The 26,451-nt window shown below is 72.8% G+C and carries 20 protein-coding genes; 5 read left to right on the top strand and 15 right to left on the bottom strand.

The genetic code is table 11. The features are described 5' to 3' along the window. Positions 1–102 precede the first annotated feature (102 nt). The 8 genes from ACFWXQ_RS29185 to ACFWXQ_RS29150 form a co-directional block, all read right to left on the bottom strand. On the bottom strand, positions 103–2,127 hold the full coding sequence (locus ACFWXQ_RS29185; RefSeq protein ID WP_383935360.1) for an NADase-type glycan-binding domain-containing protein: 2,025 nt from the start codon (positions 2,125–2,127) through the stop codon (positions 103–105). Beyond that, positions 2,124–2,681, bottom strand: a complete 558-nt coding sequence (locus tag ACFWXQ_RS29180) for a phage tail protein (RefSeq protein ID WP_055618562.1) — start codon at positions 2,679–2,681, stop codon at positions 2,124–2,126. The genes ACFWXQ_RS29185 and ACFWXQ_RS29180 overlap by 4 nt, the downstream gene beginning before the upstream one ends. After that, entirely contained in the window at positions 2,678–4,636 is a 1,959-nt protein-coding gene (locus ACFWXQ_RS29175; RefSeq protein WP_383935362.1) for a putative baseplate assembly protein, read from the bottom strand. Before ACFWXQ_RS29175 ends, ACFWXQ_RS29180 begins: the two co-directional genes overlap by 4 nt. Next, positions 4,636–5,067: a GPW/gp25 family protein gene (locus ACFWXQ_RS29170; protein ID WP_200397270.1), complete on the bottom strand. Its 432-nt coding sequence runs from the start codon at positions 5,065–5,067 to the stop codon at positions 4,636–4,638. The genes ACFWXQ_RS29175 and ACFWXQ_RS29170 overlap by 1 nt, the downstream gene beginning before the upstream one ends. A 79-nt stretch (positions 5,068–5,146) precedes the next feature. Beyond that, entirely contained in the window at positions 5,147–7,024 is a 1,878-nt protein-coding gene (locus ACFWXQ_RS29165) for a VgrG-related protein (RefSeq protein WP_383935365.1), read from the bottom strand. After that, the gene (locus ACFWXQ_RS29160; protein ID WP_383935366.1) at positions 7,024–7,746 is read right to left on the bottom strand and encodes a LysM peptidoglycan-binding domain-containing protein; all 723 of its coding nucleotides are present in this window, start codon (positions 7,744–7,746) and stop codon (positions 7,024–7,026) included. Before ACFWXQ_RS29160 ends, ACFWXQ_RS29165 begins: the two co-directional genes overlap by 1 nt. A gap of 14 nt (positions 7,747–7,760) precedes the next feature. Beyond that, the gene (locus ACFWXQ_RS29155; protein WP_383935368.1) at positions 7,761–8,186 is read right to left on the bottom strand and encodes a phage tail protein; all 426 of its coding nucleotides are present in this window, start codon (positions 8,184–8,186) and stop codon (positions 7,761–7,763) included. Positions 8,187–8,303: 117 nt separating this feature from the next. Beyond that, the gene (locus tag ACFWXQ_RS29150) at positions 8,304–9,008 is read right to left on the bottom strand and encodes an extensin (protein WP_383935370.1); all 705 of its coding nucleotides are present in this window, start codon (positions 9,006–9,008) and stop codon (positions 8,304–8,306) included. Between the two features lie 766 nt (positions 9,009–9,774). On the opposite strand from ACFWXQ_RS29150, the gene ACFWXQ_RS29145 reads away from it, so the two are divergent. Next, entirely contained in the window at positions 9,775–10,791 is a 1,017-nt protein-coding gene (locus ACFWXQ_RS29145; RefSeq protein WP_383935372.1) for a hypothetical protein, read from the top strand. Between the two features lie 1,313 nt (positions 10,792–12,104). On the opposite strand, the gene ACFWXQ_RS29140 is transcribed toward ACFWXQ_RS29145, so the two are convergent. The 4 genes from ACFWXQ_RS29140 to ACFWXQ_RS29125 all read right to left on the bottom strand — a co-directional run bounded on the left by ACFWXQ_RS29140 (position 12,105) and on the right by ACFWXQ_RS29125 (position 14,896). Continuing rightward, positions 12,105–12,263 carry a DUF6760 family protein gene (locus ACFWXQ_RS29140; protein WP_186001281.1) on the bottom strand — a complete coding sequence of 53 codons (159 nt, stop codon included), beginning with the start codon at positions 12,261–12,263 and terminating at the stop codon, positions 12,105–12,107. Next, positions 12,260–12,769 carry a hypothetical protein gene (locus tag ACFWXQ_RS29135; protein WP_383935376.1) on the bottom strand — a complete coding sequence of 170 codons (510 nt, stop codon included), beginning with the start codon at positions 12,767–12,769 and terminating at the stop codon, positions 12,260–12,262. Before ACFWXQ_RS29135 ends, ACFWXQ_RS29140 begins: the two co-directional genes overlap by 4 nt. Next, positions 12,769–13,212 carry a phage tail protein gene (locus ACFWXQ_RS29130; RefSeq protein WP_143640089.1) on the bottom strand — a complete coding sequence of 148 codons (444 nt, stop codon included), beginning with the start codon at positions 13,210–13,212 and terminating at the stop codon, positions 12,769–12,771. Before ACFWXQ_RS29130 ends, ACFWXQ_RS29135 begins: the two co-directional genes overlap by 1 nt. A gap of 106 nt (positions 13,213–13,318) precedes the next feature. Then, a complete protein-coding gene (locus ACFWXQ_RS29125) occupies positions 13,319–14,896 on the bottom strand; it encodes a phage tail sheath subtilisin-like domain-containing protein (RefSeq protein WP_383935378.1) in 1,578 nt (525 codons plus the stop codon). Positions 14,897–15,131: 235 nt separating this feature from the next. On the opposite strand from ACFWXQ_RS29125, the gene ACFWXQ_RS29120 reads away from it, so the two are divergent. From ACFWXQ_RS29120 to ACFWXQ_RS29110, 3 genes are all read left to right on the top strand, one after another. Then, on the top strand, positions 15,132–16,478 hold the full coding sequence (locus tag ACFWXQ_RS29120; RefSeq protein WP_383935379.1) for a DUF4157 domain-containing protein: 1,347 nt from the start codon (positions 15,132–15,134) through the stop codon (positions 16,476–16,478). A gap of 94 nt (positions 16,479–16,572) precedes the next feature. Then, positions 16,573–17,982, top strand: a complete 1,410-nt coding sequence (locus ACFWXQ_RS29115; protein ID WP_383935381.1) for an RICIN domain-containing protein — start codon at positions 16,573–16,575, stop codon at positions 17,980–17,982. A 2-nt stretch (positions 17,983–17,984) separates the two neighbouring features. Further along, positions 17,985–19,415 carry a hydrolase gene (locus tag ACFWXQ_RS29110; protein WP_383935383.1) on the top strand — a complete coding sequence of 477 codons (1,431 nt, stop codon included), beginning with the start codon at positions 17,985–17,987 and terminating at the stop codon, positions 19,413–19,415. A gap of 129 nt (positions 19,416–19,544) precedes the next feature. Here ACFWXQ_RS29110 and ACFWXQ_RS29105 read toward each other — a convergent pair whose 3' ends face one another. The 3 genes from ACFWXQ_RS29105 to ACFWXQ_RS29095 all read right to left on the bottom strand — a co-directional run bounded on the left by ACFWXQ_RS29105 (position 19,545) and on the right by ACFWXQ_RS29095 (position 23,173). Further along, positions 19,545–21,653 (bottom strand): ATP-binding protein, encoded by a 2,109-nt coding sequence (locus ACFWXQ_RS29105; protein WP_383935385.1) that lies wholly within the window; start codon positions 21,651–21,653, stop codon positions 19,545–19,547. Further along, positions 21,650–22,318 (bottom strand): DUF4255 domain-containing protein, encoded by a 669-nt coding sequence (locus ACFWXQ_RS29100; protein WP_383935387.1) that lies wholly within the window; start codon positions 22,316–22,318, stop codon positions 21,650–21,652. The genes ACFWXQ_RS29105 and ACFWXQ_RS29100 overlap by 4 nt, the downstream gene beginning before the upstream one ends. Before the next feature lie 186 nt (positions 22,319–22,504). Next, positions 22,505–23,173 carry a LuxR C-terminal-related transcriptional regulator gene (locus ACFWXQ_RS29095; RefSeq protein ID WP_383935389.1) on the bottom strand — a complete coding sequence of 223 codons (669 nt, stop codon included), beginning with the start codon at positions 23,171–23,173 and terminating at the stop codon, positions 22,505–22,507. Positions 23,174–23,437: 264 nt separating this feature from the next. Between ACFWXQ_RS29095 and ACFWXQ_RS29090 the strand changes: the two genes are divergently transcribed. Continuing rightward, positions 23,438–26,440 (top strand): AAA family ATPase, encoded by a 3,003-nt coding sequence (locus ACFWXQ_RS29090; RefSeq protein WP_383935391.1) that lies wholly within the window; start codon positions 23,438–23,440, stop codon positions 26,438–26,440. Positions 26,441–26,451: the final 11 nt, after the last annotated feature.

The following is a 26,451-nucleotide window of genomic DNA, read 5'->3' as shown; positions in this document are numbered from 1 at the left end:
GACAGAGGGATCGAATACGAAGGCACTGGGCCGCCGAGCATGCCCGGCGGCCCAGTGCCTTGTCGTGCCGTGTCGTGTTGTGCCGTGCGGGGTCCCCGTCCGTCAGGAGCTGTTGCTGTTCGAGCGGGTGAAGAACTCGATCTCCGCGATGGACACCTGCTTCTTGGCGTCGGTGGCGTAGGCCGACTTCACGGTGAAGCGCACCGAGGAGACCGCCCCGACCCGGAACTTGCGCCGCTGGCCGCCGGCGCTCTGGTCCAGGTTGATGATCCGGGTGGTCTTCTTGCCGTCGGCTGTGGTGATCAAGGCCTCGATGCGGTGCGGGAGGGCCGACTGCGAGAGCTTGTCCGGCTGGGTCGACACACCGGAGGTGATGACCAGGTCCAGCAGCCGGGTCGGCTGGGCGAACCGGGCCTCCAGCCACTGCCCCTCGCCGGTCCCCGAGACACCCGGCCCCCACCAGGTGTTGCTGAGCTTGTCGAAGGCGCGCTGCGCGGGGTGACCGGGATAGGAGCGCGACGCCTTCACACTGTCCGGGCCCACCGCGGCGCGCTTGGCGAAGTGGTCGCGGGTCGCGTCCACCCCGGCGCCGATGTTGAGCACGAGGGTGACGATCAGCGCGAGTACGAGGCCGCCGACGACCCAGTTCATGACGGCGCCGAAGCCTCGGCGCAGCCGGGGGCGGTCGCCGGCCCACGGGGTCTGCGCGACGCCGAAGCCCGGTATCCGGCGCCACCAGGGCTGCCGGCCCGGGGCCGCCGGCCCGCCTCCGGACATTGGCATGGCGCAGCGGCCGCAGTAGTGCCGGTCGGGGAGGTTGGGAGTGGCGCACCAGGGACAGGGGGTGCCGCCCTGCATGCCGAACTCCGGTCCCGGAGCGCGGACTTGGGGGCGGTTCGCCACCGGGCGTCCGGGCAGTACGGGCGCGACGGCGGGGGCCGCGGGCGCGCGGGGTTCGGGGTCGCTCACCGGGATGAGGAGGGACCTGGCCCGTTCGGCGGTGGAGTCGGAGGAGTCGGTGGACCCGGAGAAGCCTGTTGAGTGGGCGGAGTCCGGAGGCAGGTGGTGGCCCCGGCCCCCGGTGGTCGGCACCGGCTCGGTGTCCGCGGTGTCGTCGGGGTGGATGCCCGGGTGGGTGTCGGTGTCCGGGCGGGCGTTGTCCCGCGCGCCGGAGGGGACGTCGGGGTCACCGTAGGAGGCCGGAGCGGCGGGGGAGTTCGTGTCCCACTCCCGGAGTCCCGCAGGCCCCGCACCGGCGGAGCCAGGCTCGGTGGCGGGGTGGTCGTGCCGCGGCGGGGAGGACGGCGCCGCACCGGAGCCCGCGGGCGCGGCGTACGCCTGCTGTGTCCCGGCACGTCCGGAGCCGTCCCCGCCGTCGGACTGGCGTGTCCCGGCACGTCCGGAGCCGTCCCCGCCGTCGGACTGGCGTGTCCCGGTATGCCCGGAGCCGCCTGCGCCGTCGGAGTGGCCCCTCCCGGTACGCCCGGAACCGTCCCCGCCGTCGGACTGCCGTGTCCCGGAACGCCAGGAGCCGTCCGAGCCGTCCGTGCCGTACGACTGCCGGGGTCCGGTCACCGACCCGGAGTCGGCCGTCGTGTCCGTGCGCCGTGCGCCGGACCAAGCGGTGGCGGCCCCGCTGTCACCGGTCCGGCCCGAGGGGTGGTGGTCCGCGCCCTCGTCGTCCGGTCGGGGGCCGGCGTTTCGGGCCAGGCGGACACCGGTCCCCGGGCCGGCGGCGCCGGCACCGGTTCCCGGGCCGGTGGCTCCGGCGTCCGGCCAACCGGTCTCGTCCTCTGCCCGTCGGCCGCTGCCCGGGCCGGGTGCTGCCGCGGCGGCCGGGTCGTGGCCCGTACGGGCCGTACCCGTTCCGGCACCGGGGGTCGCGAACGCGTCCCATCCCGGCTGGTCGCCGGAGCCGCCGGCCCCGGCGGCGGAGTCCCGTGCCGGTGCGGCGGCCTCCGCGCGTACGGGGTCCCTGCGAGCCGCGTCGGCCCGGTCCGGGCCGCCGGACCAGCCGAGTACCGCACCGCAGGAGTCGCAGAAGGACTGGCCGGGCTCCGCCCGGGTGCCGCATTCGGCGCAGCTGCGGGCGGGCTCCCGTCCTGTGCCGGAGTTCTGGCTGGTCATCTCTCGGGAGTCCTTTCGGCGGCGGTCACCTGGACCGTGTAGGGCATGTGGGCGGGGCGGGCGGCCGCCACGAGGCTGTCGAGGCGGTGCTCGTCGGCCCGGGTCGGGTCGGGCAGGCGGAGCGTGACGTGCAGACGCGGGCTGCGGTCGCCGGGAACCGGGCCGAGAGGCCGGGCGTTCCAGGCGGCGCCGCCGCTCTCGGTGATCTCCGGGGTCACACCGAAGACCAGGCGTATCGCCTCGGACAGACCGCGGCTGGTGCCCCGTACCCGGTGCAGATACGCGGCGGCGGCGACGGCCGCGCGCAGCCGGTCGTCGGGCTCGGTGCCGTCGGTCTCCGCGCCGACCCAGCCCGCCAGCCACCGGGTGAAGTCCACCGGGGCCAGGGCCGGGGTGAAGTAGGAGTCCAGGCAGTCCAGGACGGCCAGGATCGGTGCGAGCACGTCGTCGAGGCCGCCGACGAACCGCTGTGCCAGATCGTCGTCGGCGAACACGGCGGGCAGCATCATCCCGATGGGCGCGGACGAGCCCAGCCCGTCGACGGAGCCCCTCACGTCCGGTCCCCGATCACGCGCACCCGGTGGTCGAAGGAGAAGACCAGGGACGGGGGCTGCAGGTCGATGCGGTTGGTCGCGTCGCCGCGTTTGCCGGTCAGGGGGTCGGCCGGGTGGAGCTGGACCTCGTCGACCAGCTCGACGCCGGGTACGCGCTGGAGCACGGCGAAGACCTCGCCGGACTGCACGGGACGGCCGAAGGGCCAGCCCCGCCCGTCGGCCCCGCCGGTCAGCGGGTCGAGGTGGCGGTAGAGGGCGTCGTGGGCCTGACGGCGGACCCGGTCCGTGTCGGTGCCGCGGAACGCGTGCACCGTGGCGACCACCGTGACGCCCTGGTAGAACGGCGGGCCCACCGCCAACCGGGTGCCGATCAGGCGGCGTTCGTCCAGGTAGTGGGTGATGCGGCGCAACAGCGCGTCGCCGGGCACCAGTTGCTCGAAGCGCAGCCGGCCACCGGGGTCGGGCACGGCCTGGGGCACCACCAACACTCGTACCGCGTACGCCCCGTGCTCGCCCTCGTCGCCCTCCAGACAGGTGATCCGGGCCGTCTCGGGGGCGGCCCGGCGGGCGAGCTCCTCGTAGTCGCGCAGGGTCACCGCCCGCTCCTGGGCGCGCAGCGTGATGGGCGCCCTGGTCTTCGCCTCCTCCACCGTCTCGCCGTCGACCCCGCCGCGCGCGGCCTCCCGGTTGACGACCTCGGAGACGTACGGGACGGACGTGCGCAGCACCTGGACGGCACCGCGGGCGACGTTCCCGGTCCTGCCGCCGCCGGTGCGGTAGCGCAGGGCTCGGATGACGGCGCCCTTGGGGGCCACCGCCCCGTACTGGCGCAGGGTGCCGTCGGGTTCCCGTACCGCCGGGCCGAAGGCGATGTCGCCGGTGGCGGCGTCCAGGGTGATGTGCCGGTCGTGCGGGGTGGAGGCGGCGAAGGACGGGACGACGTCCCAGTCGGTCCAGCCGTCGTGCTCGGCGGTCTGCAGCAGCACCGGAGGGGTGTCGCCGACCACGGGGGCGTGGGCGAGGCGCAGCCGCTGTCCGGGCAGACCGGTGGACTCGCCGAGCGCCTCGTCGTACACCGTCTCGGCGTGTACGGCCGTGGTGGTGCCGCCGAGGGTGAACGCCTCCGCGGAGCGGACGGTCGGGGAGGTGGTGTAGAAGGGCTGGTCGGGCAGCGGTTCGGTGACCCGGCAGCGCAGCCAGCCCGCCTCCTGCCCGCCGGTGCGGGACAGCGTGTGCCCGCCGGGTATGTGCAGGACCACCTCGCCGGGCCGGTTCAGGCCGCCGGTGCCGTCCCGGTCGACCTCGCACTCGGTCCAGCCGTCCTCGGTCCACGCCTCCCAGACCAGCGGCGGCTGCCGCGGGTCCACGCCGACACCGTCGACGCGGCTGTCCAGCTCCATCCCGACCGCGCAGTGCGGCACGGCGGCGCTGAGCCCGAGCAGCATGCAGTCGCCGGGCCGCGGGGCCTCGGAGAAGCACATGACGTCCTTGCCCTCGGCGAGGTCGGCGGTCCGGTCGGCGACGGGCTCACCGCTCTGCTGGACCACGAGGTGCCGCAACTCGCTCGGCACGACGGTCAGTTCGAGCTCGGTGGCGAAGACCGCCGCCTCCTCGCTCTCGGTGCGCGTGGTGGCGACCTCGGTGCCCACCGGCAGGAGGATCGGCTCCTCCTGCGGCGCGGAGAGCCAGAACGTGACGTCCGTACGGGCCGCGGAGGGCGGGAAGAGGGTGATGCCCACCAGGTCCAGGAACGCCAGGTGGTTCTTCTCCGGCACCCGGTTGAGCCGGTAGACGATCTGGTCGGCCATGTGGGCGACCGTCTCCACCAGGGTGACGCCCGGGTCGGAGACGTTGTGGTCGGTCCACTCCGGGGCGCGCTGCTGGATGTAGCGCTTGGCGTCGTCGACGAACTGCTGGAAGCGGCGGTCGTCGAGGTTCGGGGAGGGCAGGGCCATCAGCTGTCGCTTTCGGGAGCCGGGTCCGGCTCGTCGTGGGAGGGGATGACGTAGAACGGGAAGACCAGGCTGCGCGGGTTGTTGGTGCCGCGGATCGAGTAGCGGACGTCGATGAAGAGCACGCCCTGCTCGGTCTCGCGGCCGGCGGTCACCTCGACGTCGCTCACCTCGATGCGCGGCTCCCAGCGGTCCAGGCTCGTGTAGACCTCGTGCTGGATGCGGCCCGCGGTGGCCTCGTTGACCGGCGCGAACACCAGGTCGTGGATGGCGCAGCCGAACTCCGGGCGCATCGGCCGCTCGCCCGGCGCGGTGGCCAGGACGAGCCGGATGGCCTCCTCGATCTCGCGCTCCCCGCTGACCAGGGCGATGCCCCCGGTGGGGCCGATGCGCAGCGGGAAGGCCCAGCCGGATCCGACGAACTGCTCGGCCATCAGTGGGCCACCCGCCTTCTCCTGGTCGTCTCGGTCCTGCTTCGTCTGTTTCTGCGTTGTGGGGCGTACGTCTCGGCCGTCACGGGATCGGATACGGCTTCTTGTTGACCGTCACGAGGCCCATGAGGTCGACGTTGACGGCCCGGACGCCCACCTGGCCGACGGAGCTGACCTGGACGGTCCCGACCGCCTTGAGGCTGAGGGCACCCACCGCGTCCACCGCAACGGCCCCGCCGAGCGACTTGACGTTGACGTTCCTGCCCTGGATGTTGAGCAGCCCGCCGCTCTTGATGGTCAGCCTGCGCCGCGCGCTCAGGGTCAGGTCGGTGCCCGCCTCCACCGACACGGATCTGCTGCCCGTGATGCTGACCGTGCCCTTGCTGTCCACGGTGATCTCGGTCTTGGTGCGGTCGAGGTTGATGGTCAGTCTGCCGTCACCGCTGGCGACGCGTACGCCCTGTTTACGGGTGCCGGTGGTCTGGCTGAGCAGGTCGACGCGGTTGCCCTGCCGGTCGGACAGGGTGTGCCGGATCGCCTTCTTCCGCAGCCCGTCGTGCAGCGGGACGTCCGTGACCGGGGTCGGTTTGTCCTTGCCGTTGTAGAGGCCGCCGATGACGAAGGGGTGGTCGAGTGCGCCCCGGTCGAAGGCGACGAGGACCTCGTCGTCCACGTCCAGCGGGAAGATCCCGCCGCCGCCCTTGCCGCCCCACTGCGTCACCCGGGTCCAGTCGCTCTCGTACTGGTCGTCCAGCCACGGGAACTGAAGCTTGACCCGCCCCTGCTTGTCCGGGTCCTGGACGTTGGTGACGATCGCGTTGGCCACGCCCGGCATCCGGGGCTCGACGGCCGAACCGCCCCCGGAGGCGAGCCCGTACAGCGAGCGCCACTGGCGTCCGCTGAAGGTCACCCAGCTCTCGTAGTGCTGCCCGTCGCCGAAGACGTGCCGTACGGACGTGGCGGTGTACTTGCCCTGGAAAGGGTCCCCGACATCGGTCAGCGTGACCGGAACGCCGGGCCGCAGCTTGGGGTTGCCGCGCACGGCGACCTCCAGTTCGGCGAACGAGGAGGTCACGTCGTCGGAGAGGGACTCCGCGGCGAACTTGACCTCGGCCTGCTTGTCGTAGGGCGTGCCGGTCTCGACGAGCGTGGAGGTCTTGAACTTCTTGGCGGCCTCCCCCGGGGCGGTGCCGATACTGACGCCGGGGTTCTTCGTCGCGAGCGACATGGAGGTGAGCTTCTTCTTCGTGGTGATGTCCCAGCCGCGCGCCTGGACCTTGCCGACCTGGTCGGCGGCGGTGACGGCGGCCCGCAGCCGCAGGATGTCGTGACCGGCCTGGAGGACGAACGGACTCTTGTCCCCGTCCGTACCGACCCCGGGCGCCCCCGAGGCCGGCTTGGGCTTGGCGAACTCGAACTTGCCCTTCGCGTTCACCGACATGACCACGCCGTTCTCGTCGGCGAGCCGGGAGAGGAAGTCCCAGTCGGTGACGTTGGCCTGGCTGATGAACTCGTACACGGTCTTCGTCGCACCGATCGCACCGAGCTGGAGACCGTCCTCCTTGGCCAGCTTGCGGGCGATGTCGGCGGCGCTCTGGTTCTTGTACGCGGCCACCCGGCGGCGGCGCACCAGGCGGTGCCCGGCGTCGTAGCCGCGCACGACGGTGAAGGTGCCGGTGCCGTCGTAGTCCGCCTCCAGGCCGGTGACCTCGCCGGTCAGCAGCGGATCGGAGGCACCCTTGCCGTCGGCGATCGGGGTGAGCACGACCTTGGACCCGAACCTGATGCCCAGCTTGGTGAGGATCTCCCGGTCCGGGTCCCGGAAGGTGAGCCGGAACGCGGCCGGCACCCCGGCGCCCTGGTCGACCCAGCCGTCGACGAGCATCGGGGCGTAGTCGGGCGGCAGCGGTTTGCCGTCGATGGTCACCTGGATGAGCGTGGAGTACGCGGGCTGCACCATCAGGAACGCACCTCCTCGGCCGAGGGCATCAGGAGTTCCGTGCCCGACCGCAGATCGGCCGGGTTGTCGATGCCGTTGACCTCCGCGATGGCACGCCACGCGGCGGCGTCGCCGTACTCGCGCCAGGCCAGCGACTGCAGCGAGTCGCCCGCGACGACGCGGTGCACGCGCTGCGCGGTGAGCGCGCCCGAGGTCGGGTTCTGCCCCTTGGCCTTGCTGGGGATCTCGTGCAGCGTCACCTGGCAGGTGGCCCGGATCGGTACACCGGTCGTGCCGAACAGCGAGTAGTTCGCCTCCACGGAACTCACGTACGCCGTGAAGCGGGCCGTGGAGAACGAGCCCCACTGGAACACCACCCAGGGCGGCGAGGGCTGCTTGGCGGCGATGCTCTTCGTCGTCGTCTCGCAGCAGGCCATCAGCGACTCCACCTTCTTCAGCACCGAGTTGCTGTTCGGATCGAGTGACGAGTCCAGGAAGACCTCGACCGTCATCTCGCGGGGCTCGGGACCCATGAACTCCGGGACGTTGCCGTCCCGTACGGCCGCGGTGGGCGTCGTCTTCCACTGGGCGCGGCGGCTCAGCGTCAGCTGCGCCGGATTGAAGTCGAGCTTGAACGTCTTGATCAGAGCGCCCGGGGTGGTGCTGGTGCCGACCGGCGGCTCGTGGATGGCCAGCGTGGCGCGTACGAGGCTCTTGCCCGCACCCTTGCTTCCCTTTGCCATGTGGTGCCGCCCCCTCAGTCCGTGAACCCGTGGTGGGTGATTTCCAGGACCTCCGTGGCGACGGCCGGGTTGGCCGGGTCCAGGGAGGGGCCCTGCCAGCTGACCGGCAGTACGTCGATCAGCCCCCAGCGGGCCACCTCCGAACCGTCCGCCCGCAACGCGGCGATCTGCGCGGTCGGCCGCTTGACCCCGGTCGTCACGGAGGAGATCCAGGCCGCGACCTTGGTGGTGTCCGGGGTCAGCGGGCGGGTCAGCCGGATGTTGGAGAAGGTGACACGCGACGGAAGCTGCCACACGAACCCGTTGTTGCCGCCCTCCTGGTGCTGCTCGATCTCCACCGCGGACGAGAGCCCTTCGCACCCGTTGAAGAAACCGAGGCTCTCGCCGTCGATGGTCAGGGTGAAGAAGATGGTGGAGCCCGGGTCGAGATCGCGGGACATCGGGGGCGGCCTTTCTGCGGACGTCGGTGGTGCGGGGTGCGGGGTGCGGGGTGCTGCGCGGGCGTGCGGGGCGGTACGGGTCGTGCTCGTGGGTGTCGGCTGCCGGGTGGCCGCCGGTCAGTGGCGGGGGTCGCGGAGCTTGCCGATCCGCTCCCGGTCGAGCCGCAGTTCGGTGCGGACCAGCCGGGTGATCCGGCCGATCAGCCTGTGCGTCAGCTCGTCGAGCTGGAAGTCGGTGAGGGAACGGGGGTCGAACTGGCCCTTGGCGACCGGGGTGTACTCGGGCGGGAGTTCGTCGTCGTGCGCCGCCGGCGGGTCACTGGCGGACCCGGACCCGGACGACCCGCGCGACGAGGTCCCGTGCGCCGAGACCGCCGAGACGGCCGTGGTGGTTCTGGCGGCCGCCGGCTGGGGCGGACCGCCTGCGTCCCGTTGTACGGGGATGGGGGCGGGGGCAGGCGCGTGGGTCGCGGTGGAGGCATGGCGCTGGACAACTGGCAAGGCGGCCCCGGAACCGGGCTTGGCGTTGGCGGCCGAGAGGAGCGGCACGGCACGGCCGACGGGAGTGCTGGGGGCCACGGCCCGCTGTACCGCCGGCCCGCTGCCCGGGGACGAGGTCCGGCGCAGCGGCACGGCTACGGGGGTCGCCCGGCGCGGGCCTGCGGCGGGTGCCGCGGGTGTCGGGACGGGGGCGAGGGCACGAGCGGGGGTCAGGCTCCGGACGGGTGCGCCTGCGGCGAGCAAGGGCGCGGGCGCGTGCTGGGTCGTCGGGGCGGGTGCCGGGCTGCCTGCGCCGGAGGGGATCGCCGTGGCGCGTTGCACGGCGGGGGCGTTGGCGGCCGGGGTCCGCAGGGGTACGGCCGGAGGGTGGTGGAGTGGTGGCGCCTGTACGGGAGTTGGAGAGCCGAGGATCTGGGTGGCTGGTGCTCCGGGCGTACGGTCCGGTGCCGTTCCCTGCCTCGCTGTCGCCGCACCCTGGACGGAGGGCGGCCCGCCGACGACACCCGAACTGCCGGGAGAGGTACGCCCGGAGAGGGGTTCCGTGTTCGGGGGCGGGGCGGAGAGGGGGGCACCGAGCAGGGGGCGCTGGCGGGGGTTGGGTGCGGGGGTGGCCCGTTGCACGGCCGGGGTGCCCGTGGCCGGGCCGGCCGGCGGAGCCGAAGGGTTCGAGGAGGGAGGGGTGGCCGAGGCGACGGCAGTCCGGGTCGTCGGCCCCGGGAGTCCGGTCGCCGGACCGGTGGTGTACACGTTCCCCGAGGTCGGCGCACCGAGTCCCAGGCGGCGGGCCGGGCCGGAGGCACTCCGCTGCACCGGGCGCGGGCCCGCGCCGGACGGCGTGCCGGCAGAAACCGGCTCGGCGGGGCCACCCCGACTCGGGCCGGAGGTAGACGAGTTCGCGGCGGGGGCGACCGGGTTGCCTGGGCCGGGTGTTCGGCTCGCGGCGGAGGCGGCCGCCCTGTCGGCAGGGTTCCCGGCTGCCGGACCGGCCGGGTGAGCTGCCGGGCCGCCGTGGTCGCGGTCGACCCCCGGACGGACGGGACCGTGAGCAGGGGTGCCGGGGCGGGGGGCAGTACCGGGGGAGCCGGTTGTGGCGGGTGTGGTGGCTGTGCCACTGGAACTGGCCGTTGCCCGCTGGGCGTTGGTCGGCGTGCTACTGGAACTGGCCGTTGCCCGCTGGGCGTTGGTCGGCGTGCTACTGGAACTGGCCGTCGCCCGTTGGGTGTTGGCGGGTGCGCCGCTGGAACTGGCCGTCGCCCGTTGGGTGTTGGCGGGTGTGCCGCTGGAATCGGTCGTCGCCTGTTGGGTGTTGGCGGCGGCGCTGCTGGAACCGGCCGTCGCCCGCTGGGCATTGGCAGGTGTGCCGCTGGAACCGGTCGTCGCCCGCTGGGTGTTGGCGGCTGCGCTGCTGGAGGGGGCTGCTGTGCCTCCGGGTTCGGTGACTGCGTTTCTGGGGCCGGTTGCCGCTCCGGCGGAGGGGGTTGGCGTGCTGCTGGAAGTGTTGGCTACCCGTTGGACGTTGACAGCCGCGCCGCTGGGGTCGGACACCGCGTTCCTGGGGCCGGTTGGTGTTCCGGCGGAGGGGGTCGGCGCACCGCTGGAACTGTTGGCCGCCCGTTGGACGTTGACAGCCGCGCCGCTGGGGTCGGACACCGCGTCCCTGGGGCCGGTTGCCGTTCCGGCAGCGGAAGTTGGCGTGCCGCTGGAGTCGCTGGGCGCCCGCTGGACGCCGGTCGCCGCGTCGCCGTGTCGTGTCGCCGCGCTGCTCGGCCGGGGCGCCGTGCCGCGCGGGCCGTTCGCCGTGCCGCTGGGGCCGGTTGCTGTGTGGCTGGGGCCTTCCCCGGTCCCGCTGGAGCCGGTGGCCGTCCCGGCGGGGCGGGTCGGCAAGCTGCTGGGGTCGGTCGCCGCCCTCTGTACACGGACCGCCGCGCTGTCGGCACCGGCGGCCGTCGTGGCAGGACCGGCGGTCGTCGCGGCGGGCTCGGACGGCGTGCCGCCGGGGCCGGGCGTCGCTCGCTGGACGTTGACCACGGCGTTACCGGGCCTGGCGGATGCGGAGCCAGGACCGGTGGTTGCCCGGCTCGGACCGGTCGTTGTTCCGGCCTGATCCGGGGCCGCGCCAAGGGGAGCCGCCGCCGCTCGTTGGACGTCGACCGCCGCCTTGCCGGGCCCGGCGCTGGGCGTGGCGTCAGGAACTACAGCCGCCGCGCTGCTCGCCGTACCGGCGGAGGAAGCCGCCGCCTCACCGCCGACGCCGGTCGGGCGGGTGCCGGTGTGGGGTGCCGCACCGGTGGAACCGGCCGCCCCGCCAGCTGGGTTGGCCGCCGGCCTACCTGGGCGAGTCGCCTGGTCGCCGCGGGCGGCCGTCGGACCGACTGGCCCGGGCGCCGCGTTGCCGGGACCGGCCGAGCCGGTGGTGGCCGGGTTGGCCATCGGTCCACCCGGGCGAGGCGTCGTACCGGCGGAGCCGGAAGCGACCGTGCCGCTGGAACTGGTTGCCGCCCGTTGGACATTGACCGCCACGCCGGCGGGCGGCGTGACCGCCTTACTGCCTGAACCGGCCGCCGCCCGTTGGACGTTGAGCGCCCCGCCGCCGGAGTGGGTCGTCGGGCCGCCGTGACCGCTCGCCGTACCGCCGGCTCCGGCGGACCGGCTGCTGGAGCCGTCCGCCGGACCGCCACCGGACGCCGGGCCGCTGCCCGGACTGCTCGGAGCCAGGTTGCCGGAGGCGGCCGGGCCGACCGCCGAGGGCCGTTCGCCATAGGCCGCCGCCCCCGCAGAGGGGGCGCCCCCGGCCTCCCCTCGGGCAACCGGCAGCGCCCGTCGCTGCACGGCAGGCGTGGCGGGTGCCCTGGTCAGCGGGTTCGGCCGGTGTGCGCGGGGCGGTACGGGTGTCACCCGGGGGCCCACCGGACGGGACGCCGTGACCGGACGCGGCGCGCGCTGTACCGGTACTGGTGCCGCGTTCTCGCGCACGTCGGCCGGGCCCTCGGGCTCGTCGGACCGCACCGGCAGCAGGGTGTGCGACGGCGGTTCGAGTCCGGGGACGGGCCTCGCCGACGTGGTGAGCGCGTTCCTGACCAGCCCGCCCGGTGCTCCGTCGAGTACGGCGTGGGACAAGGCCCCGGTGAAGGAGGGGTTCTGCCAGGTGCTCAGCCGCCCGCCGAACCCGGAGTCCGCGACACCGGTCCGCGTGACAGCGGCCCGCTGGATAGGCGGCAACCCCACCCAGCCTGCTACAGAAGCGGACCTGGCCTCCATGGCCGTACCCGCACCCACACCAGTAGGCGACGCACCCGCAGCCGTACGAGACGCACCCGCACCCACATCCGTAGGAGAGGAACCACCCTCCCCGGAACCCGAGTTCGCCGCAGGCGTCGTCGCCGAACCGCCCCTCAGCCGGTCGAAGAACCCCACCCCTCAGCCCTCCGCCCCGCCCCGCGTCACCAGGGACGCGATCTGTTCCGTAAAGCGCCGGCGGTCCTGGTGTTCGAGATCCAGGATCTCCTCCAGGCTCCAGTGGAAGTGGTAGGCGACGTACGCGATCTCCTCGTGCAGCCGGTCGGTCGCGTACGTCACGATTCCCCCAGGCGGCTCCCGCCGAGTTCGACCTCGAAGGGTTCCGAGCAGTGGGGGCACTCCACGGCGGCGCGGGTGTGGCCCTCGGCGTTGACCTGGCGGTAGAAGTCCTGGAGGAACGCCAGGTCGGAGGCGAACATGTTCTCCACCACCCCGTCGTGCACCGACGGCAGCGTGCCGAGGCTGGTGATGACCCGGCCCAGCAGGACCACCGACAGATACGCCGGGTTCTCCTGGACACGCACGTCCCGCAGCGGGATCAGCTCGTCGCGGGCCGTGGCGAGGCGCATCACGCCGTCGCGGTGGACGGTGCCCGACGCGTCGACGTAGCCGCGCGGCAGCTCGAAGGGGAACTCCGTGCGCAGCTGCTGCGGCACCGATACGGGGGCGGGAGCGGGAACAGGCGCGGGCGCCGGAGCCGACGCAGCGGTCTGCTCCGGCCCCGCCACCGGTGGGTCCACGACCGGGCCCGGGCCCGCGCCCGCCCTGGCAGCAGTACGCCGCATTACTCGATGACCAGTTCTTCGAAGACGATGGTCACGGTCTCGGTGAGCGCGGAGGCCTCGCCGGCCTTGAGCGCACTGGCGTCGATCTTGGAACACCAGGCGTTGCGCATGTTGTACCGCTTCACCGGATTGTTCTGGTAATCCATCATGATGATCGACGCGTTCTTGCGGGCCGTGCTCATCTGGCCGGCGATCGAGTCGTTGATCCACGTCGTGAACGCCGGGGACTGGGTCATTCCGCGCACCACGGTGCACTGCCCGTCCTTCTGCACACCCGGCATCAGACTGACCTCGGGCCTGCCCTGCGCCGAGTTCGACAGGTGTTTGATGACGTCCTGCTCGATGCTGAGGCCGTTGACCTCCGCGAGGTACTCGACCATCACGCCGTCGATCTGCAGACCGAAATTATGTGAGGTAAGGGCGTCACCCGGGCTGAGACTCATCTGTTCTCTGTCCTTCTGGGGGTTCTTGGCAATGGCGTACGAGGAGAAGACGTACGGGCCGGTGTACGAGGAGACTTGCGAGGGTTACGGGCGCAGGCGGGTGGGCCTACTCCTCCAACTCACCGCTGCCGCTGGAGAACTGGGCCAGCCGGAAGATCACGAACTCGGCGGGCTTGACGGGCGCGATGCCGATCTCGCAGATCACGCGGCCGACGTCGACCGACTCCGGCGGGTTGGTCTCCTCGTCGCACTTGACGTAGAACGCCTCCTCCGGCCGCTGGCCGAAGAGGGCGCCGCTGCGCCACTCGTTGACGAGGAACGCCGAGACGTTGCGCCGGATCCGCGCCCACAGGTTGTGGTCGTTCGGCTCGAACACCACCCACTGGGTGCCGAGGAGGATCGACTCCTCCAGGTAGTTGAAGTACCGGCGGATGTTGAGGTAGCGCCAGGCCGGGTCGGAGGACATGGTGCGGGCGCCCCAGACGCGGATGCCGCGGCCCGGGAAGGCGCGGATGCAGTTGACGCCGATGGGGTTGAGCAGGTCCTGCTCGCCGCGGGTGATCTGGAGCTCCAGGTCCACCGCTCCCCGTACGACCTCGTTGGCGGGCGCCTTGTGCACACCGCGCTCGAAGTCGTTGCGGGCCCAGATGCCGGAGACATGGCCGCTCGGCGGGATCACCCTGGACTGGCCGGTCGCCGGGTCGAAGACCTTGACCCAGGGGTAGTACAGGGCCGCGTACTTGGAGTCGTAGCCGGCGGTCTCCTGGCGCCAGACCCGGATCTGACGGGCGTTCAGGCCCGGCGGCGGGTCGATGACGGCGACCCGGTCGCCCATCAGCTCGCAGTGCGCGATGAGGCCGAGCTGGACGGCCTTCACGGCCTCCAGGTCGATCGCGCCGCGCTGGTAGGCGGCCATCAGGTCGGGGACGGCGACCATGGAGATCTCGTCCACGGCCTCCAGACCGCCGAAGCCGGTGCGGTCGGCGGAGTCGCCGAGGTAGTGCGCCGGGCCGGGGTGGGAGTCGCTCGCCTTGGCGGGGGTGACGGGCGCGGGGGCGGCGGGGGCCGCCAGGGCCACGGTCTGGTTGTCGGGGCGCGCGAGCTGCGCGGCGGGCGCCGACTCCTGCACGGTGATGAGCTTGGAGCGCTCCTTCACCTGCGTGACGACGTAGTTGCGGCCGCCCTTCTTGGCGGTCACGTCGAACGTCTCGACGGGCTTGTCGCCCTCCTTGACGATCAGCCTGAAGCGCTCGGCGGGGCCCTCGCCCTCGGCGTCCGCGACCTCGACGCTGAGCGAGCCGCCCGCGACGGCGGTCACGCTGAAGGTGCCGAGTTGCTTCGGCTCGCCCGCGGGGAGCGCTGCCGGGGCGGCGGAGCCGGCGACGGAGGCCGGGGCGCCGCTTCCCGCCGCGCCCTCGGCGGTGCCGCCGACGCGGACGACGTACGCGGCGCTGCCGCCGTTGTTGAAGAACCCGTACACCGAGTGCGCGAGGTAGTAACCGTCGGTGAAGTCACCAAAGGCCGCGACGTACTGGGACCAGTTGGTCACCAGGGTCGGCTCGTTCAGCGGCCCGGTCGGCGCGAGTCCGACGAAGGCCGCGACCGATGTGCCCACTCCCTCGATGGGACGCGAGCCGCTGGCCACCTCCTCGACGTATACGCCGGGCGACAGGTAGGACGGCATGCTCTGCTCTCCTCGGGGTACGAGACAGGACGCCTCTTACCCTCACGCGCGAAGCGCGTCCCCCGAAACGTCCTGCGGGGCCCGACCGGGGGCAACCTTCTTGCCCCCAGGGGCAGTCCACCGACCCTTCGCGCCCGCACATCCGTCCGCTCTGCCCGCAGGGCTGCCCCTGAGGTCCTTCCGGGGTCCGGCACGGTCGGGTATCGCTGGAGTGCCAACCGTCGAAGGGATCAGGGTGCGCGCACACGCAGCACGGGCCGACAAGGCAGACGACCGGAAGGACGCCCGCCGGCCGGCCGGGCCGAGCGCGTCCGCGAACCGGCTTCTGACACTCCAGCGCCTGGCGGGCAACGCGGCCGTGTCGCGGGCCGTCGAGGAGGAGCGGCACGAGCACGGCCCCGGCTGCGCCCATGAACGGCCCGCCGCCGGGCAGCAGTCCGTCCAGCGCGACGCCTCGGAGACCGTCCAGCGGGAGGCGTCCGTCTCCGATGCCCTCAATTCCCCCGGCAGTTCGCTCGACTCACGCATCCGCGAGAAGGCGGAGCAGGCGTACGGCATGGACTTCGGCCATGTGCGGGTGCACACCGACGCGGTGGCGCAGCGGTCGGCGGCGGCACTCGGCGCCCTCGCCTACACGACCGGCTCGGACATCGTCGTGGGACCGCAGGGCGCGACCGACGAGATGTTGTTCCACGAGATCGACCACGTCCACCAGCAGAGCATGGGGCCCGTGGCGGGAACCGACAACGGCTCGGGCGCGAAGGTCTCCCATCCCGACGACCCGTTCGAGCGCCGGTCCGCCGCCAACGGCAAGAAGCTGGCCAGTGGTGGCGCCCCCGACCTGGCCCACCCCGTTCAGCGCGCCGCCGGGGGCCGCCTCGACCCCGTCCAGCGCGTGCACCACGGCGGGTCGGCCGCCGTCGACAGGCCGGTGCGGCAGAAGGCGCAGAAGGTCAAGAACCTGCCGCTGTACATCTCCGAACCGGAGTACTCCTCTGCGTCCCCGTCCAAGGCGGGCGGAAAGCGGGCGAAGGCGATCCTGGGGCCGAGAAGCTACTTCGGCATGGGCACCGACGCCGACGCGAGGCTGCCCCGCGCGATCGACGACGCCAGGAGTACGTACAACATCGGCTTCAAGGCGGGCCACCTGCTGAACGCCGACTTCGGCGGCAACGGCCGTATCGCGCAGAACCTGACCATCCTGACGCCCAGTGCCAACAACCGTATGCAGGGCTTCGACGACCCCATCAAGAGTGCCGTCGGCTATCTCCATCAGATCTACGAGAGCCTGGCCGGCCTCTATGTGCCCATCGACCGGCTGCGTTACGGGATCTCGGTGCGGATCAGTGTCTCCGGGCCCGACCACGTGTGGGACACCAAGTACCCGGGCAACTGCATCTCCGCGTACATCCACTGCAATGCCAGCGTGTACAAGGAGAGCGACGTGATGGCGTACTACAACGCCCGTGACCCGCACGACGGCAACGACGCGACGTGGGACTACGTGCTCGGCCTGATGAGCAACATCACGGCGTTCGTGGCCCGGGCCAACAACTCCGACCTCATCGACAACGAGCCGTGACCGGGCCGGTGGGGCACCGTCCGGCGCCCTGCCGGTCACGAGGTGTGCCCCTGCGCCTCATGACCCCCGCCTGACGTACTCCTAGCGTGGTGGCGTGAGCCTGTGGACTTCCCTGGAACCCGCGTCCGCGACCGTGGACCCGGGTGGCAGCACCCGCGTGCGTCTGCGTCTGCGCAATACCGGTGACGTGGTCGACGAGTACCGTTTTGAGCCGGTCGGCGATGTCGCGCCCTGGACCGTCGTGGAGCCGCAGACGTTGCGGCTGTATCCCGGGACGACCGGGACGGTGGAGCTGACGTTCGCGCCGCCGCGTACGCCGGACGCGACGGCGGGACCGAATCCGTACGGTGTGCGGATCACGCCGACCGAGCATCCGGAGGCGGTCACGGTCCCCGAGGGGAACCTGACGATCACGCCCTTCACGGAGGTGCGGGCGGAGTTGGTGCCGCCGACGGTCAAGGGCCGGTTCCGGGGGCGGCCGAAGCTGGCCGTCGACAATCTCGGGAACACGAAGCTCACGGCGTCGGTCAGTGGGAGCGACAACGGTGATCAGTTGTCGTACGACATCCACCCGAGCAATGTGCAGATCGAGCCGGGTCGTGCCGCCTTTGTGAAGGCGACGTTGAAGCCGCGGCAGGTCATCTGGTTCGGGTCGAAGGAGGAGCGGCCGTACAAGTTCGCCGTGCAGCGGTCGGGGGTTGCGCCGCTGGATGTCGAGGGGACGTATGTGCAGCGCGGGTTCCTGCCGCGCTGGCTGGCCACCTTCCTGGGTGTCTTCATGGCGCTGGCGATCACCTTCGTGATGCTCTGGATCGCCTACAAGCCCCAGGTCCGCAGCGAGGCCAAGGAACTCCAGGAAGCCGGCGTCAGCACGCTGGCGCCCTCGGCCTCGCCGGAACCGGTCGCCCCCTCGGCGCCGCCGTCGGCCTCCGCACCGGTCGCGTCCGCCCCGGCGGCCGACGGCGGGGGCGGCGACGACGAGCCCGCACCGGCGCCGACCAAGGAGAAGCCCAAGAGCCTGCTGCCCGCGAAGAACATCGTCCTGAAGAACCTGTCCACCAAGCTGTGTGCCGACGTCCCCGGCGAGGGCGTGGGCAAGAGGGACGGCCGGGTCCAGCAGTACTCCTGCGATCCGACCGCCGCCGACAACCAGCTCTGGGACCTGGAGGTGAAGGTCCAGAAGGGCGGCCCCGGCGGCACGGACCTCTTCCAGATCCGCAACGTCAAGGACAAGTTGTGCATGGACCTGCCGAACTACGGGGCGGCTCCCATCCACACGAAGGTCACGGAGTTCACCTGTGACGGCACGACCAGCGACAACCAGTTGTGGTGGCTTGCGAAGCAGGAGAGCGGCGCCTACTGGATCCGCAACGTCAAGAGCGACAACAAGTGCCTCGAAGTCGCGGGCAGCGACGACGTGCGCGACGAAGTAACCCTGATGATCTTCAACTGCACCGTCACCGACGACCAGGAGTGGCAGATCATCCAACCCGACGAGGACTGAACGTGAGCCTTTGGACCTCCCTGGAGCCCGCCTCCACGACCGTGGACCCGGGTGGCAGTACGACCGTGCGGCTGCGCCTGCGCAACACCGGTGACGTGGTCGACGAGTACCGCTTCGAGCCCGTCGGTGACATCGCCCCCTGGACGAGGGTGGAGCCGCAGACGCTTCGGCTGTATCCGGGGACGACGGGCACGGTGGAGCTGACGTTCGCGCCGCCGCGTACGCCGGACGCGACGGCGGGGCCGAATCCGTACGCGGTACGGATCACCCCGACCGAGCACCCGGAGGCGGTCACCGTCCCCGAGGGCAACCTCACCATCACCCCCTTTACGGAGGTGCGGGCGGAACTCGTTCCGCCCACCGTCAAGGGCCGGTTCCGGGGGCGGCCGAAGCTGGCCGTCGACAATCTCGGGAACACGAAGCTCACGGCGTCGGTCAGTGGGAGCGACAACGGTGATCAGTTGTCGTACGACATCCACCCGAGCAATGTGCAGATCGAGCCGGGTCGTGCGGCGTTCGTGAAGGCGACGTTGAAGCCGCGGCAGGTCATCTGGTTCGGGTCGAAGGAGGAGCGGCCGTACAAGTTCGCCGTGCAGCGGTCGGGAGTTGCGCCGCTGGATGTCGAGGGGACCTATGTGCAGCGCGGGTTCCTGCCGCGTTGGCTGGCCACCTTTCTGGGTGTCTTCATGGCGTTGGCGATCACCTTCGTGATGCTGTGGATCGCCTACAAGCCCCAGGTCCGCAGCGAGGCCAAGGAGAGGCTCGACGAGGCCGGCGTCAGCACGCTGGCGCCCAGCGCCTCGGCGACGCCGCCTCCGCCGCCCACTCCCACCGCTCCGGCCACGACACCCCCGCCCGCGGCGCAGTCGCCGGCCGCCGGGGGCGGCGGTGCCGGGGCCGGAGGCGGTTCCGAGGAGGAGAAGAAGGCTCCGGAGAAGACCGCGGCCACCGCCGTCCAGGCGCTCGCGGCGGACGACCCGGGCGGGCGGCACATCTGCTACCGGGTCTTCGTGACGGGCAAGGGCTGGACGGACGCGGTGTGCGACGGCGAGACGGCCGGCGTGGTGGGCGAGAACAAGGCGATCAAGGCCCTCAACGTCGCGGTGTCCGGCACCAAGGGCACGGGCAGTGCCGCCTTCGTCCACAACCCGGGGTCGACCGACGGCAAGGGCCACTACAACGGGAAGCCGTGGTCGTTCGCGCCCGACGGCATCGACAACTACTTCGGGAGCACCAAGCAGGACGCCCCGGACATGCTGGGCTTCACCGTCAACGTCGACAACGGCGGCGGCGCCGTCTGCCAGACCACCCACGTCCACAACGAGGGTTGGCACGGCATGGGCTGCGACAAGCCCGGCGAAGGCGAGGGCTTCATCTTCGGCGGCACCCTCAGCAACGATCTGTGGCTCGAAGCGGTCAAGTTCACGGTGTGAGCCCAAGCAAGGGGCGCGGGATGACACGGACCCGCGCCCCTCAGGGGCGCGGGGAACTGCGCGACCGGCCCCCACCGGCCCGCACCCGACGAACCCACCCGGCGGAGCCGGACCGTGATGGGACGGCAGCTACCAGTTGCCCTCTCCGGGCACCAGCCGCCCCGCCTTGCGGTACTCCCGCGCGGCACCCTCCCGCAGGTCGGCGGTGGTGACGGGCGCACCGCGCCCCGCGGCCGCGTAGGCCGCCGTGACGACCGCGCTGCGGATCGATCCTCCGGCCATCTCGAAGGCGCGGGCGACCGCCGCCGGTTCGATGTCCTCGGCGCACGGGACATGGGCGAGGCTGTGCCGCCACAGGGCCCGGCGCTGTTCGGCGTCCGGGAACGGGAAGTCGACCACCAGGTCGAGGCGCCGGGTGAACGCCTCGTCGATGTTGGCCCGCAGGTTGGTGGTGAGCAGGGCGATGCCGTCGAAGGACTCCAGGCGCTGGAGCAGGTAGGCGCTCTCCATGTTGGCGTGCTTGTCGTGGGAGTCCCTGACCTCCGAGCGCTTGCCGAACACGGCGTCCGCCTCGTCGAAGAGCAGCACGGCGTCCGTGCGGTCGGCCTCGGTGAAGATCCGTTCGAGGTTCTTCTCGGTCTCGCCCACGTACTTGTCGACGATCGAGGAGAGCTGGACGACATAGAGGTCCAGGCCGAGTTCGGCGGCGACGACCTCGGCGGACAGCGTCTTGCCGGTGCCGGACTCGCCCGCGAAGAGCCCGAGGACACCGTGGCCCCGGCCGCCTCCGGCGCTGAGCCGCCAGTCGCCGAGGACCTGGTCGCGGTGGCGGGCGCGCAGGGCGAGTTCGTGCAGCTGGGCCAGGGGCCTGTCCGGCAGGACGAGGTCGTCCCAGCCGACGTCCGGCCGGATCCGGCGGGCATGCCGCTCAAGACCGGACGCGGACTGCTGCCGCGCGGCCAGCCGCAGATGGGCGGCGGTCACCGCGGTGCCGTCGAACATCGCGAGGTCCCGGGCAGCGCGGGCCGCCCGCTCGATACGGTCCCCGCCCAGCCGGTACGGGGCGACGGTGGCGGCCAGGTCGAAACCCGGACCGTCCGCCCCGGCGCCGAGCGCGGCCGACCAGGCGTCCACGGCACCCGCGTGAGGCCGGGGCGCGTCGAGGACCAGCGGGTCCCGGTCGCACCACTGGGGGTCGTACGGCCTGGCCCCGACGAGCACCACGGTCACACCGGCCTCCGTCAGGGCCCGCAGCAGCGGGCCCGGCTTCTCCGGCAGCGGTGACACGACAATGGCACGGTCGCGCAGCCGGGCCTCGCGGAGCACACCGGGGAGGAGGTCGGAGAGGAGTTCGGGGACGGGCTCCCCGGCTGCCGCGGGCGTGAAGTGCAGGGCCCCGACACCCGCCGCGCGCAGTGCGGCCGCGGCGCACACCAGCCCGTCGCCCTCGCGGTGCTCCCGGAGATAGACGGTACGGGGGCCGGCGGCCAGCCGGGCGGCCAGCCTGGCGGTGAACTCGTCGTGCGAGGCCGAGGGGAGGGGAAGGGGCAGGCGGGAGGGCGAGTCGAGCGGGTGGAGGCTGCCGGCGAGCGCGGCGTCCGGGGTGTCGTCGCCGAGCAGATGGGCGACGAGCCGGTCCGGTACGCGCAACGAACGGCTGAGGAAGGGGCGTTCGGGTTCCTCGACGGTCAGCAGCCCGAGCGCGGCCAGCGGCGCCGACGGATGGAACCGGGCCCGCGCCTCGGCGAGGTGCGCGGGGAGCCCGCACAGGTCGAGCGCCAGCCCGGCGGTGGCCCGGCGCCTGCTGACGTCGTCGTTGAGGTACCCGTACAGCGGCTCGAAGGAGCGGTCCAGGTCCGGCGCGAGGGCGATGAGCAGGATCCGGGTGTCCAGCTCGGTCAGCCCGAGCCGCACCGCGAGCCGCTCCAGCCGGGTGGCCGGGGCGGGCTCGGTCCCTTCGGACCCATACGTGCCCTCGGAGCCGGCCGCCTGCCCTGAGCCGGCCGTGTCCTCGAATCCGGCCGCGTTCTCGAACACATCGGCGTACGGCACCGCCGTGGGCCCCAGCAGATGCCGTACGGCCTCGTCGGAGAGGTACAGCCCCCGCAGCGGATCGTCCGCCGTGGGGTCGACGGCGCCACGGCTCGCGACCAACTCGGCGACCCGGTCGCGCAGTCGGGCGAGCCGGACGAGGAGCGCGTCGGCCGTCGGAGAGGCGGGGGAGGCGTACGTGGTCACTGCTGCCGTTCTCCGGTGTCCTGCGCGGGGGTGTCCTGCTCGGGCGCCGGCTGCCGTTGCCGGTGGCTGCGCTCCTGCGAGCCGTCCAGCGTGCCGTCCATGCCGCGTACGCGGACCACGCCCTCCGTGACCGGGGGACCGACGTCGTACTCGGGGAAGGCCGGGAAGGGCGCGGTGACCACGAGGTCGAGGGACGGCTTGAGTTCGCCGCCGAGGGCCGACCAGATCTCCGCCAGGGAACGGGACTCGGTGTGCAGCCCCGCCACCGTGAGCGGGACGGACAGGCCCAGCGCGCCGAGCGCGCCCGGGAGTTCGTCGGCGGCCAGGAGTTCGTGCGGCAGCATCGTGGTCAGTACCGCGGAGAGCAGTCGGTGTTCGTCCTGGGGCTGTTTGGTCCAGGCGGTGACCAGGTACGACAGCCGGAACCAGCGGGGCGGCTGGCGGCGGCGCACGATCACGTCGCGTTCGTCGCGGACGGAGACCTGGCCGCGCTGGCGCCGGGAGACGTCCTCCCGGATGTCGTACAAGTAGGCGTTGACGGCGGGCGCGTTGCGCCGGGCCGCCCAGTCGCGGGTCGGGGCATCGAAGGAGATCTCGATGCCGGAACCGGCGAGCGCGCCACCCCCGAGCAGCCGCTTGAGGACCTCGTCCACCTCGTGGATCACCGTCGTGCTCCTGCCCTGCTGTGCCTGTGCCGTGTCGCCGCCGGAAGCCCGGCCGGCCCCTTGCCGGCACCGGTGCCGCTGTCCTGACCGATCGTCTCCCGCGGGCCACCGGCTCCGCAGGCACGCCGGGGACGGCCGCCGGGCAGACCGGCTTGCCCAACAGTCCGTGTTCGATTGCCCGTTCGGTCAGATGTAGCCTTCCCGAAGGGCATGGGCCACGGCGTGCGCCCGGTTGCGCAGATGCAGCCGGGTGGTGAGCCCATGCATCACGTTCTTGACGGTCCGTTCGGAGTAGGACAGCTTGCTGGCGATCTCCCCGGTGTCGAGCCCCTCGGCGACCAGCCTCAGCACGTCCACCTCACGAGGTGCGAGTCCCGAGGGGGGAGCGCCGGGATGGCCGGTCGCGGTGCGGTGCAGCGACCTGACCTGGCCTATCAGCCGGCCGAGCAGATCGGCGGGCAGGTCGCCGTCGCCGCGCGAGGCCGCGAGGACGGCCTGCACCAGCCGGTGCGCGGTGGCCTCGTGGCGCCACACGATGGCCCCGGCGCCGGACTCGATGGCATCGAGGAGTTCGCTCTCCCGGATCGCACTCACCACGAGGACGGCACGGGCACCCTCGCTGCGCACGAGTCTGCGCAGCCGGGCGAGCGTGGCCTCGTCCAAGGTGTCGTTGACCAGCAGCGCGACGGTGTCCGGCCCGGTCTCGGTCTCCTCACGGAGGTCGATCACCGGGTGCTGCCGCAGCTGGCCGAGCACTCCCTCGCGGGAGATCGGGTCCCATGCGTGCACCGCCACCGGTATGCGGGACTCGGGCCCGTCAGTGCCGGAAGCTGTGGTTCCGAATGAATTGCGCAACCGTATCCCCAATGTTCACGTACCCATCACCTCCGTGGGGTCCGTGACAGGCGTGCACTCACCACCCTTCTGTGACGCGTGTGGTCGGCGCAATCGTGGATCACCACGAGACACACCACGAGATCGGCGGCACGGTCCGCACCCGTGGGCCGTGTCGAGCGCGGCGCGGCGTCTGCGGCCGTGGGTCTTGTCACGCAACGAGGCCCCCGCTCCACGCCGTCCCACACAGCGGAACGCACCACCACGGCCACGAGGGAGGCAGGGATGTCCGTAGCGCTACGCGAACGCCGGGAGGAACTGGAGCTGGTGGCCGCCGAGGCCGAGCGGGCCCGTGCCGGGTCCGGCCGTCTCGTCCTGCTGCGCGGCGCCACCGGCACCGGCCGTACCGCACTCCTGGAGGCCGCCGCCGAGCAGGCGGAGGCGGCCGGCATGCGCGTCCTGCGGGCCCGCTGCTCGCCGGACCAGACCTCCGTACCGTTCGGTGCGGTCTTCCAACTCCTCGCACACGGACCCGGGTTCGACTCGGCCGCGGGGGAGGACCCCGACCCGCCCGGCACCCCGCCCCACCGGGGCAGGCCCGCGCGGCTGTGGCGTCTGCTGCGCGGTTACGCGGACGAGGCGCCGCTCCTCGTGGCCGTGGACGACGTGCACCTTGCCGACGAGTCCTCGCGCCGCTGGTTCGTCGAGGCGGTGCGGCGGATCGACCGATTACCCGTGCTGCTGGTGGTGACCGAGCGCAGCCAGTACGACATCGATCCGCCGGCCGACGGGCTGGTGCACACGCTCTCCCCCGCCCTCGTACGTACCCGCACGCTGGCCCCGCTGAGCGCGGGCTCGGCGGCGGAGCTGGTCCGTTCGGCCCTCGGCCGTCCCGTCCCGGCCGAGTGGGTGGACGACTGTGTACGGGCGGGCGCGGGCAGTCCGCTGCTGTTGCGTGCCCTGCTGGACGACCTCGGGGGCAGTGCCCCGGAGGACGCCCCGGCGGCCCTGCCCGACAACTGCGCGGCGCTCTACCCCGGTTCGTACGCGGCCGCCGTGTCCTGGTGGCTGGACAGCGCCGGGCCCACGACCACCGAGGTCGCCCGCGCGCTCGCCGCTCTGGACGACGACGAGGAGGACGACGAGAACGAGAAGTACCCGAAAGGAGACGGGAACGGGGACAGGAACGGGGACAGGAAAGGGAACGGGAACGGCGAGGGCGGCCGGGGCGGTCCCATGGGGGCCGACGCCGAGCTGCTCGCCAGGATGGCGGGCGCCGACCCCGCCCGCGTACCGGGCTGGCTCACCGCGATGACCGGCCTGGGTCTGCTGCGCCCCGGCCCCGGTGGACGGCCCCGCTATGCCCATCCGCTGCTGCGGGACGCGGTGCTGAGCAGCTGGTCGGGTGCCCTGCGGCAGGCGGCACACCACCGGGCGGCCGAGGCGATGCTGCGCCGCGGTGACCGCGCACAGGCGGTGGCCGGGCAGTTGCTGCGGTCGGCCCCGGTCGGCCAGGAGTGGGCGACGGGTGTCCTGCTGGACGCCGCGGACCTGGCCGTCCGGGACGACCGCAGCGACGACGCCGTGGCGTTCCTGCGCCGCGCCCTCGACGAGCCGATGCCGGACGCCCGCCGGAGCGTGGTCCTCACCGAACTGGGCTCGCTGGAGTACGCCACCGTACGGTCGACGGCCGGGATACCGCGGCTCGCCGAGGCGATGCGACTGCCGGGGCTGCCGCGCGACCGGGTGCGCGCGGCGGTGGCGCTGGGCACGGCCCTGGCCCGGCAGGGCGAGGCGCGCACCGCGATCGACGTGCTGCGCGGCCTGGAGGACCAGCATCTGACGGGCCATCCGGACCTGGTCCGCACGGTGCAGACCGCCTCGGCGCTGCTGTCCGACCACGACCCGGGGACCCGGCGGGAGGTGTACCGCTGGCTGCGCGAGACCGCCGAGCGCTCGCCGGGGCTGGTCGGCACGGCAGGACAGGCGCTGCTGGTGCGCTACGAAGCGACGGCCGGTCTGACCTCGGCGGCATCGGCGATGCGCCGGATCCGCGCCCTGCTCGCGCGGCCGGCCGACCCGCTCGCGGAGGGCTTCCTGCTGGGCACGGCCGCCGCGGTCGCCCAGTGGGCCGATCAGCTCGACGAGGCCGAACGGCTCGTACGGCGCGGCCTGGCCGGGCAGCGCCCGTCCCTGCTGCACCCGATGCATCTGGCGCTGCTGAACGTACGGGTCGACATCGCCGCGGCTCGCGGAGCGTACGCCGAACTGCTCGCGGATCCAGGGGCGTTGAGCCCCGTCGCGGGCCGGCCGGACCCGGTCAACGCGCAGGCCCACGCGCTGATTGCGCTCGTCGAGACGGACCGTACGGAGGAGGCCGCGGCTCTCGCGGACGGCTTCGACCTCCAGAACCCGTACGACTCCTGGGAGTTGAACCGCTTCCTGTACGCGCGCGGTGTGCTGCGCGCGGCCACCGGCGATCCGGCGGGCGCGCTCGGCGACTTCCTGGAGTGCGGGCGCCACCAGTCGGCACGGGACGTGGTGAGCCCGGTCGTCACCCCCTGGCGGACCGCGTCGGCGGAGTGCCACCTGGCGCTCGGCCGGCCCCGCCAGGCGCTGGCCCTGGCCGAGGAGGAACTCCGCCTCGCCACGGTGTGGAACACGCCCCGTGTGCTGGGCCGGGCCCTGCGCGTCCTCGGCACGGCGACGGGCGGCCGCCGCGGCCTCGAACTGACGGACCGAGCGGTACGGCTCCTGCGGCAGGGATCCGACGGGGCGCCGCGCGGGACCGCCGAGGCGGCGTCCGACGGTGACGGGACCGTGGCCCCGGGCGGAGAGCCGGTCGACACGGAGCTGATTCCGGCGCTGATCGCCCAGGGGCGCGGGCTCACCGCAGCCGGGGAGCGGGCGCGGGCCCGCGAGGCGCTCCGTGAGGCGGCCGAACGCGCCGAACGGCTGGGCGCGGTCCGGATGCGGGCGGCGGCGGAAGCGGCCCTGCGCGAGGGCGGCGCCCGCCGCGCGGCGACGGCACGGACGGGGTCCGGGTCGCTCACCGCCAGCGAGCGCCGGATCGCGGAACTCGCCGCGCAGAGCCGTACGAACATGGAGATAGCGGAGCTGCTGCACCTGGCCCGGCGTACCGTCGAGACCCATCTGACCAGTGCCTACCGCAAGTTGGGCATCCGCCGCAGAGCGGAACTCGGCGCCGCGCTCACGGACGCCGGGTCCCGCTCGGGCTCCGGCCCCGATCGGGACCGGAGCCGGAACCAGCGAGGCGCTCAGCCGTAGGGCGTGCGTGC

Origin of the sequence: Streptomyces sp. NPDC058697, assembly GCF_042715345.1 — a bacterium.
Taxonomy (GTDB): domain Bacteria; phylum Actinomycetota; class Actinomycetes; order Streptomycetales; family Streptomycetaceae; genus Streptomyces; species Streptomyces liliifuscus.
The sequence above is the reverse complement of the archived record's forward strand: the minus strand, read 5'-3'. Positions and strand labels throughout refer to the sequence as shown.

Coding starts and splice junctions, on each gene's coding strand:
- ACFWXQ_RS29185 (WP_383935360.1), bottom strand. CDS start 2,127: ATGACCAGCCAGAACTCCGGCACAGGACGGGAGCCCGCCCGCAGCTGC.
- ACFWXQ_RS29175 (WP_383935362.1), bottom strand. CDS start 4,636: ATGGCCCTGCCCTCCCCGAACCTCGACGACCGCCGCTTCCAGCAGTTC.
- ACFWXQ_RS29170 (WP_200397270.1), bottom strand. CDS start 5,067: ATGGCCGAGCAGTTCGTCGGATCCGGCTGGGCCTTCCCGCTGCGCATC.
- ACFWXQ_RS29165 (WP_383935365.1), bottom strand. CDS start 7,024: ATGGTGCAGCCCGCGTACTCCACGCTCATCCAGGTGACCATCGACGGC.
- ACFWXQ_RS29160 (WP_383935366.1), bottom strand. CDS start 7,746: ATGGCAAAGGGAAGCAAGGGTGCGGGCAAGAGCCTCGTACGCGCCACG.
- ACFWXQ_RS29155 (WP_383935368.1), bottom strand. CDS start 8,186: ATGTCCCGCGATCTCGACCCGGGCTCCACCATCTTCTTCACCCTGACC.
- ACFWXQ_RS29135 (WP_383935376.1), bottom strand. CDS start 12,769: ATGCGGCGTACTGCTGCCAGGGCGGGCGCGGGCCCGGGCCCGGTCGTG.
- ACFWXQ_RS29130 (WP_143640089.1), bottom strand. CDS start 13,212: ATGAGTCTCAGCCCGGGTGACGCCCTTACCTCACATAATTTCGGTCTG.
- ACFWXQ_RS29125 (WP_383935378.1), bottom strand. CDS start 14,896: ATGCCGTCCTACCTGTCGCCCGGCGTATACGTCGAGGAGGTGGCCAGC.
- ACFWXQ_RS29090 (WP_383935391.1), top strand. CDS start 23,438: ATGTCCGTAGCGCTACGCGAACGCCGGGAGGAACTGGAGCTGGTGGCC.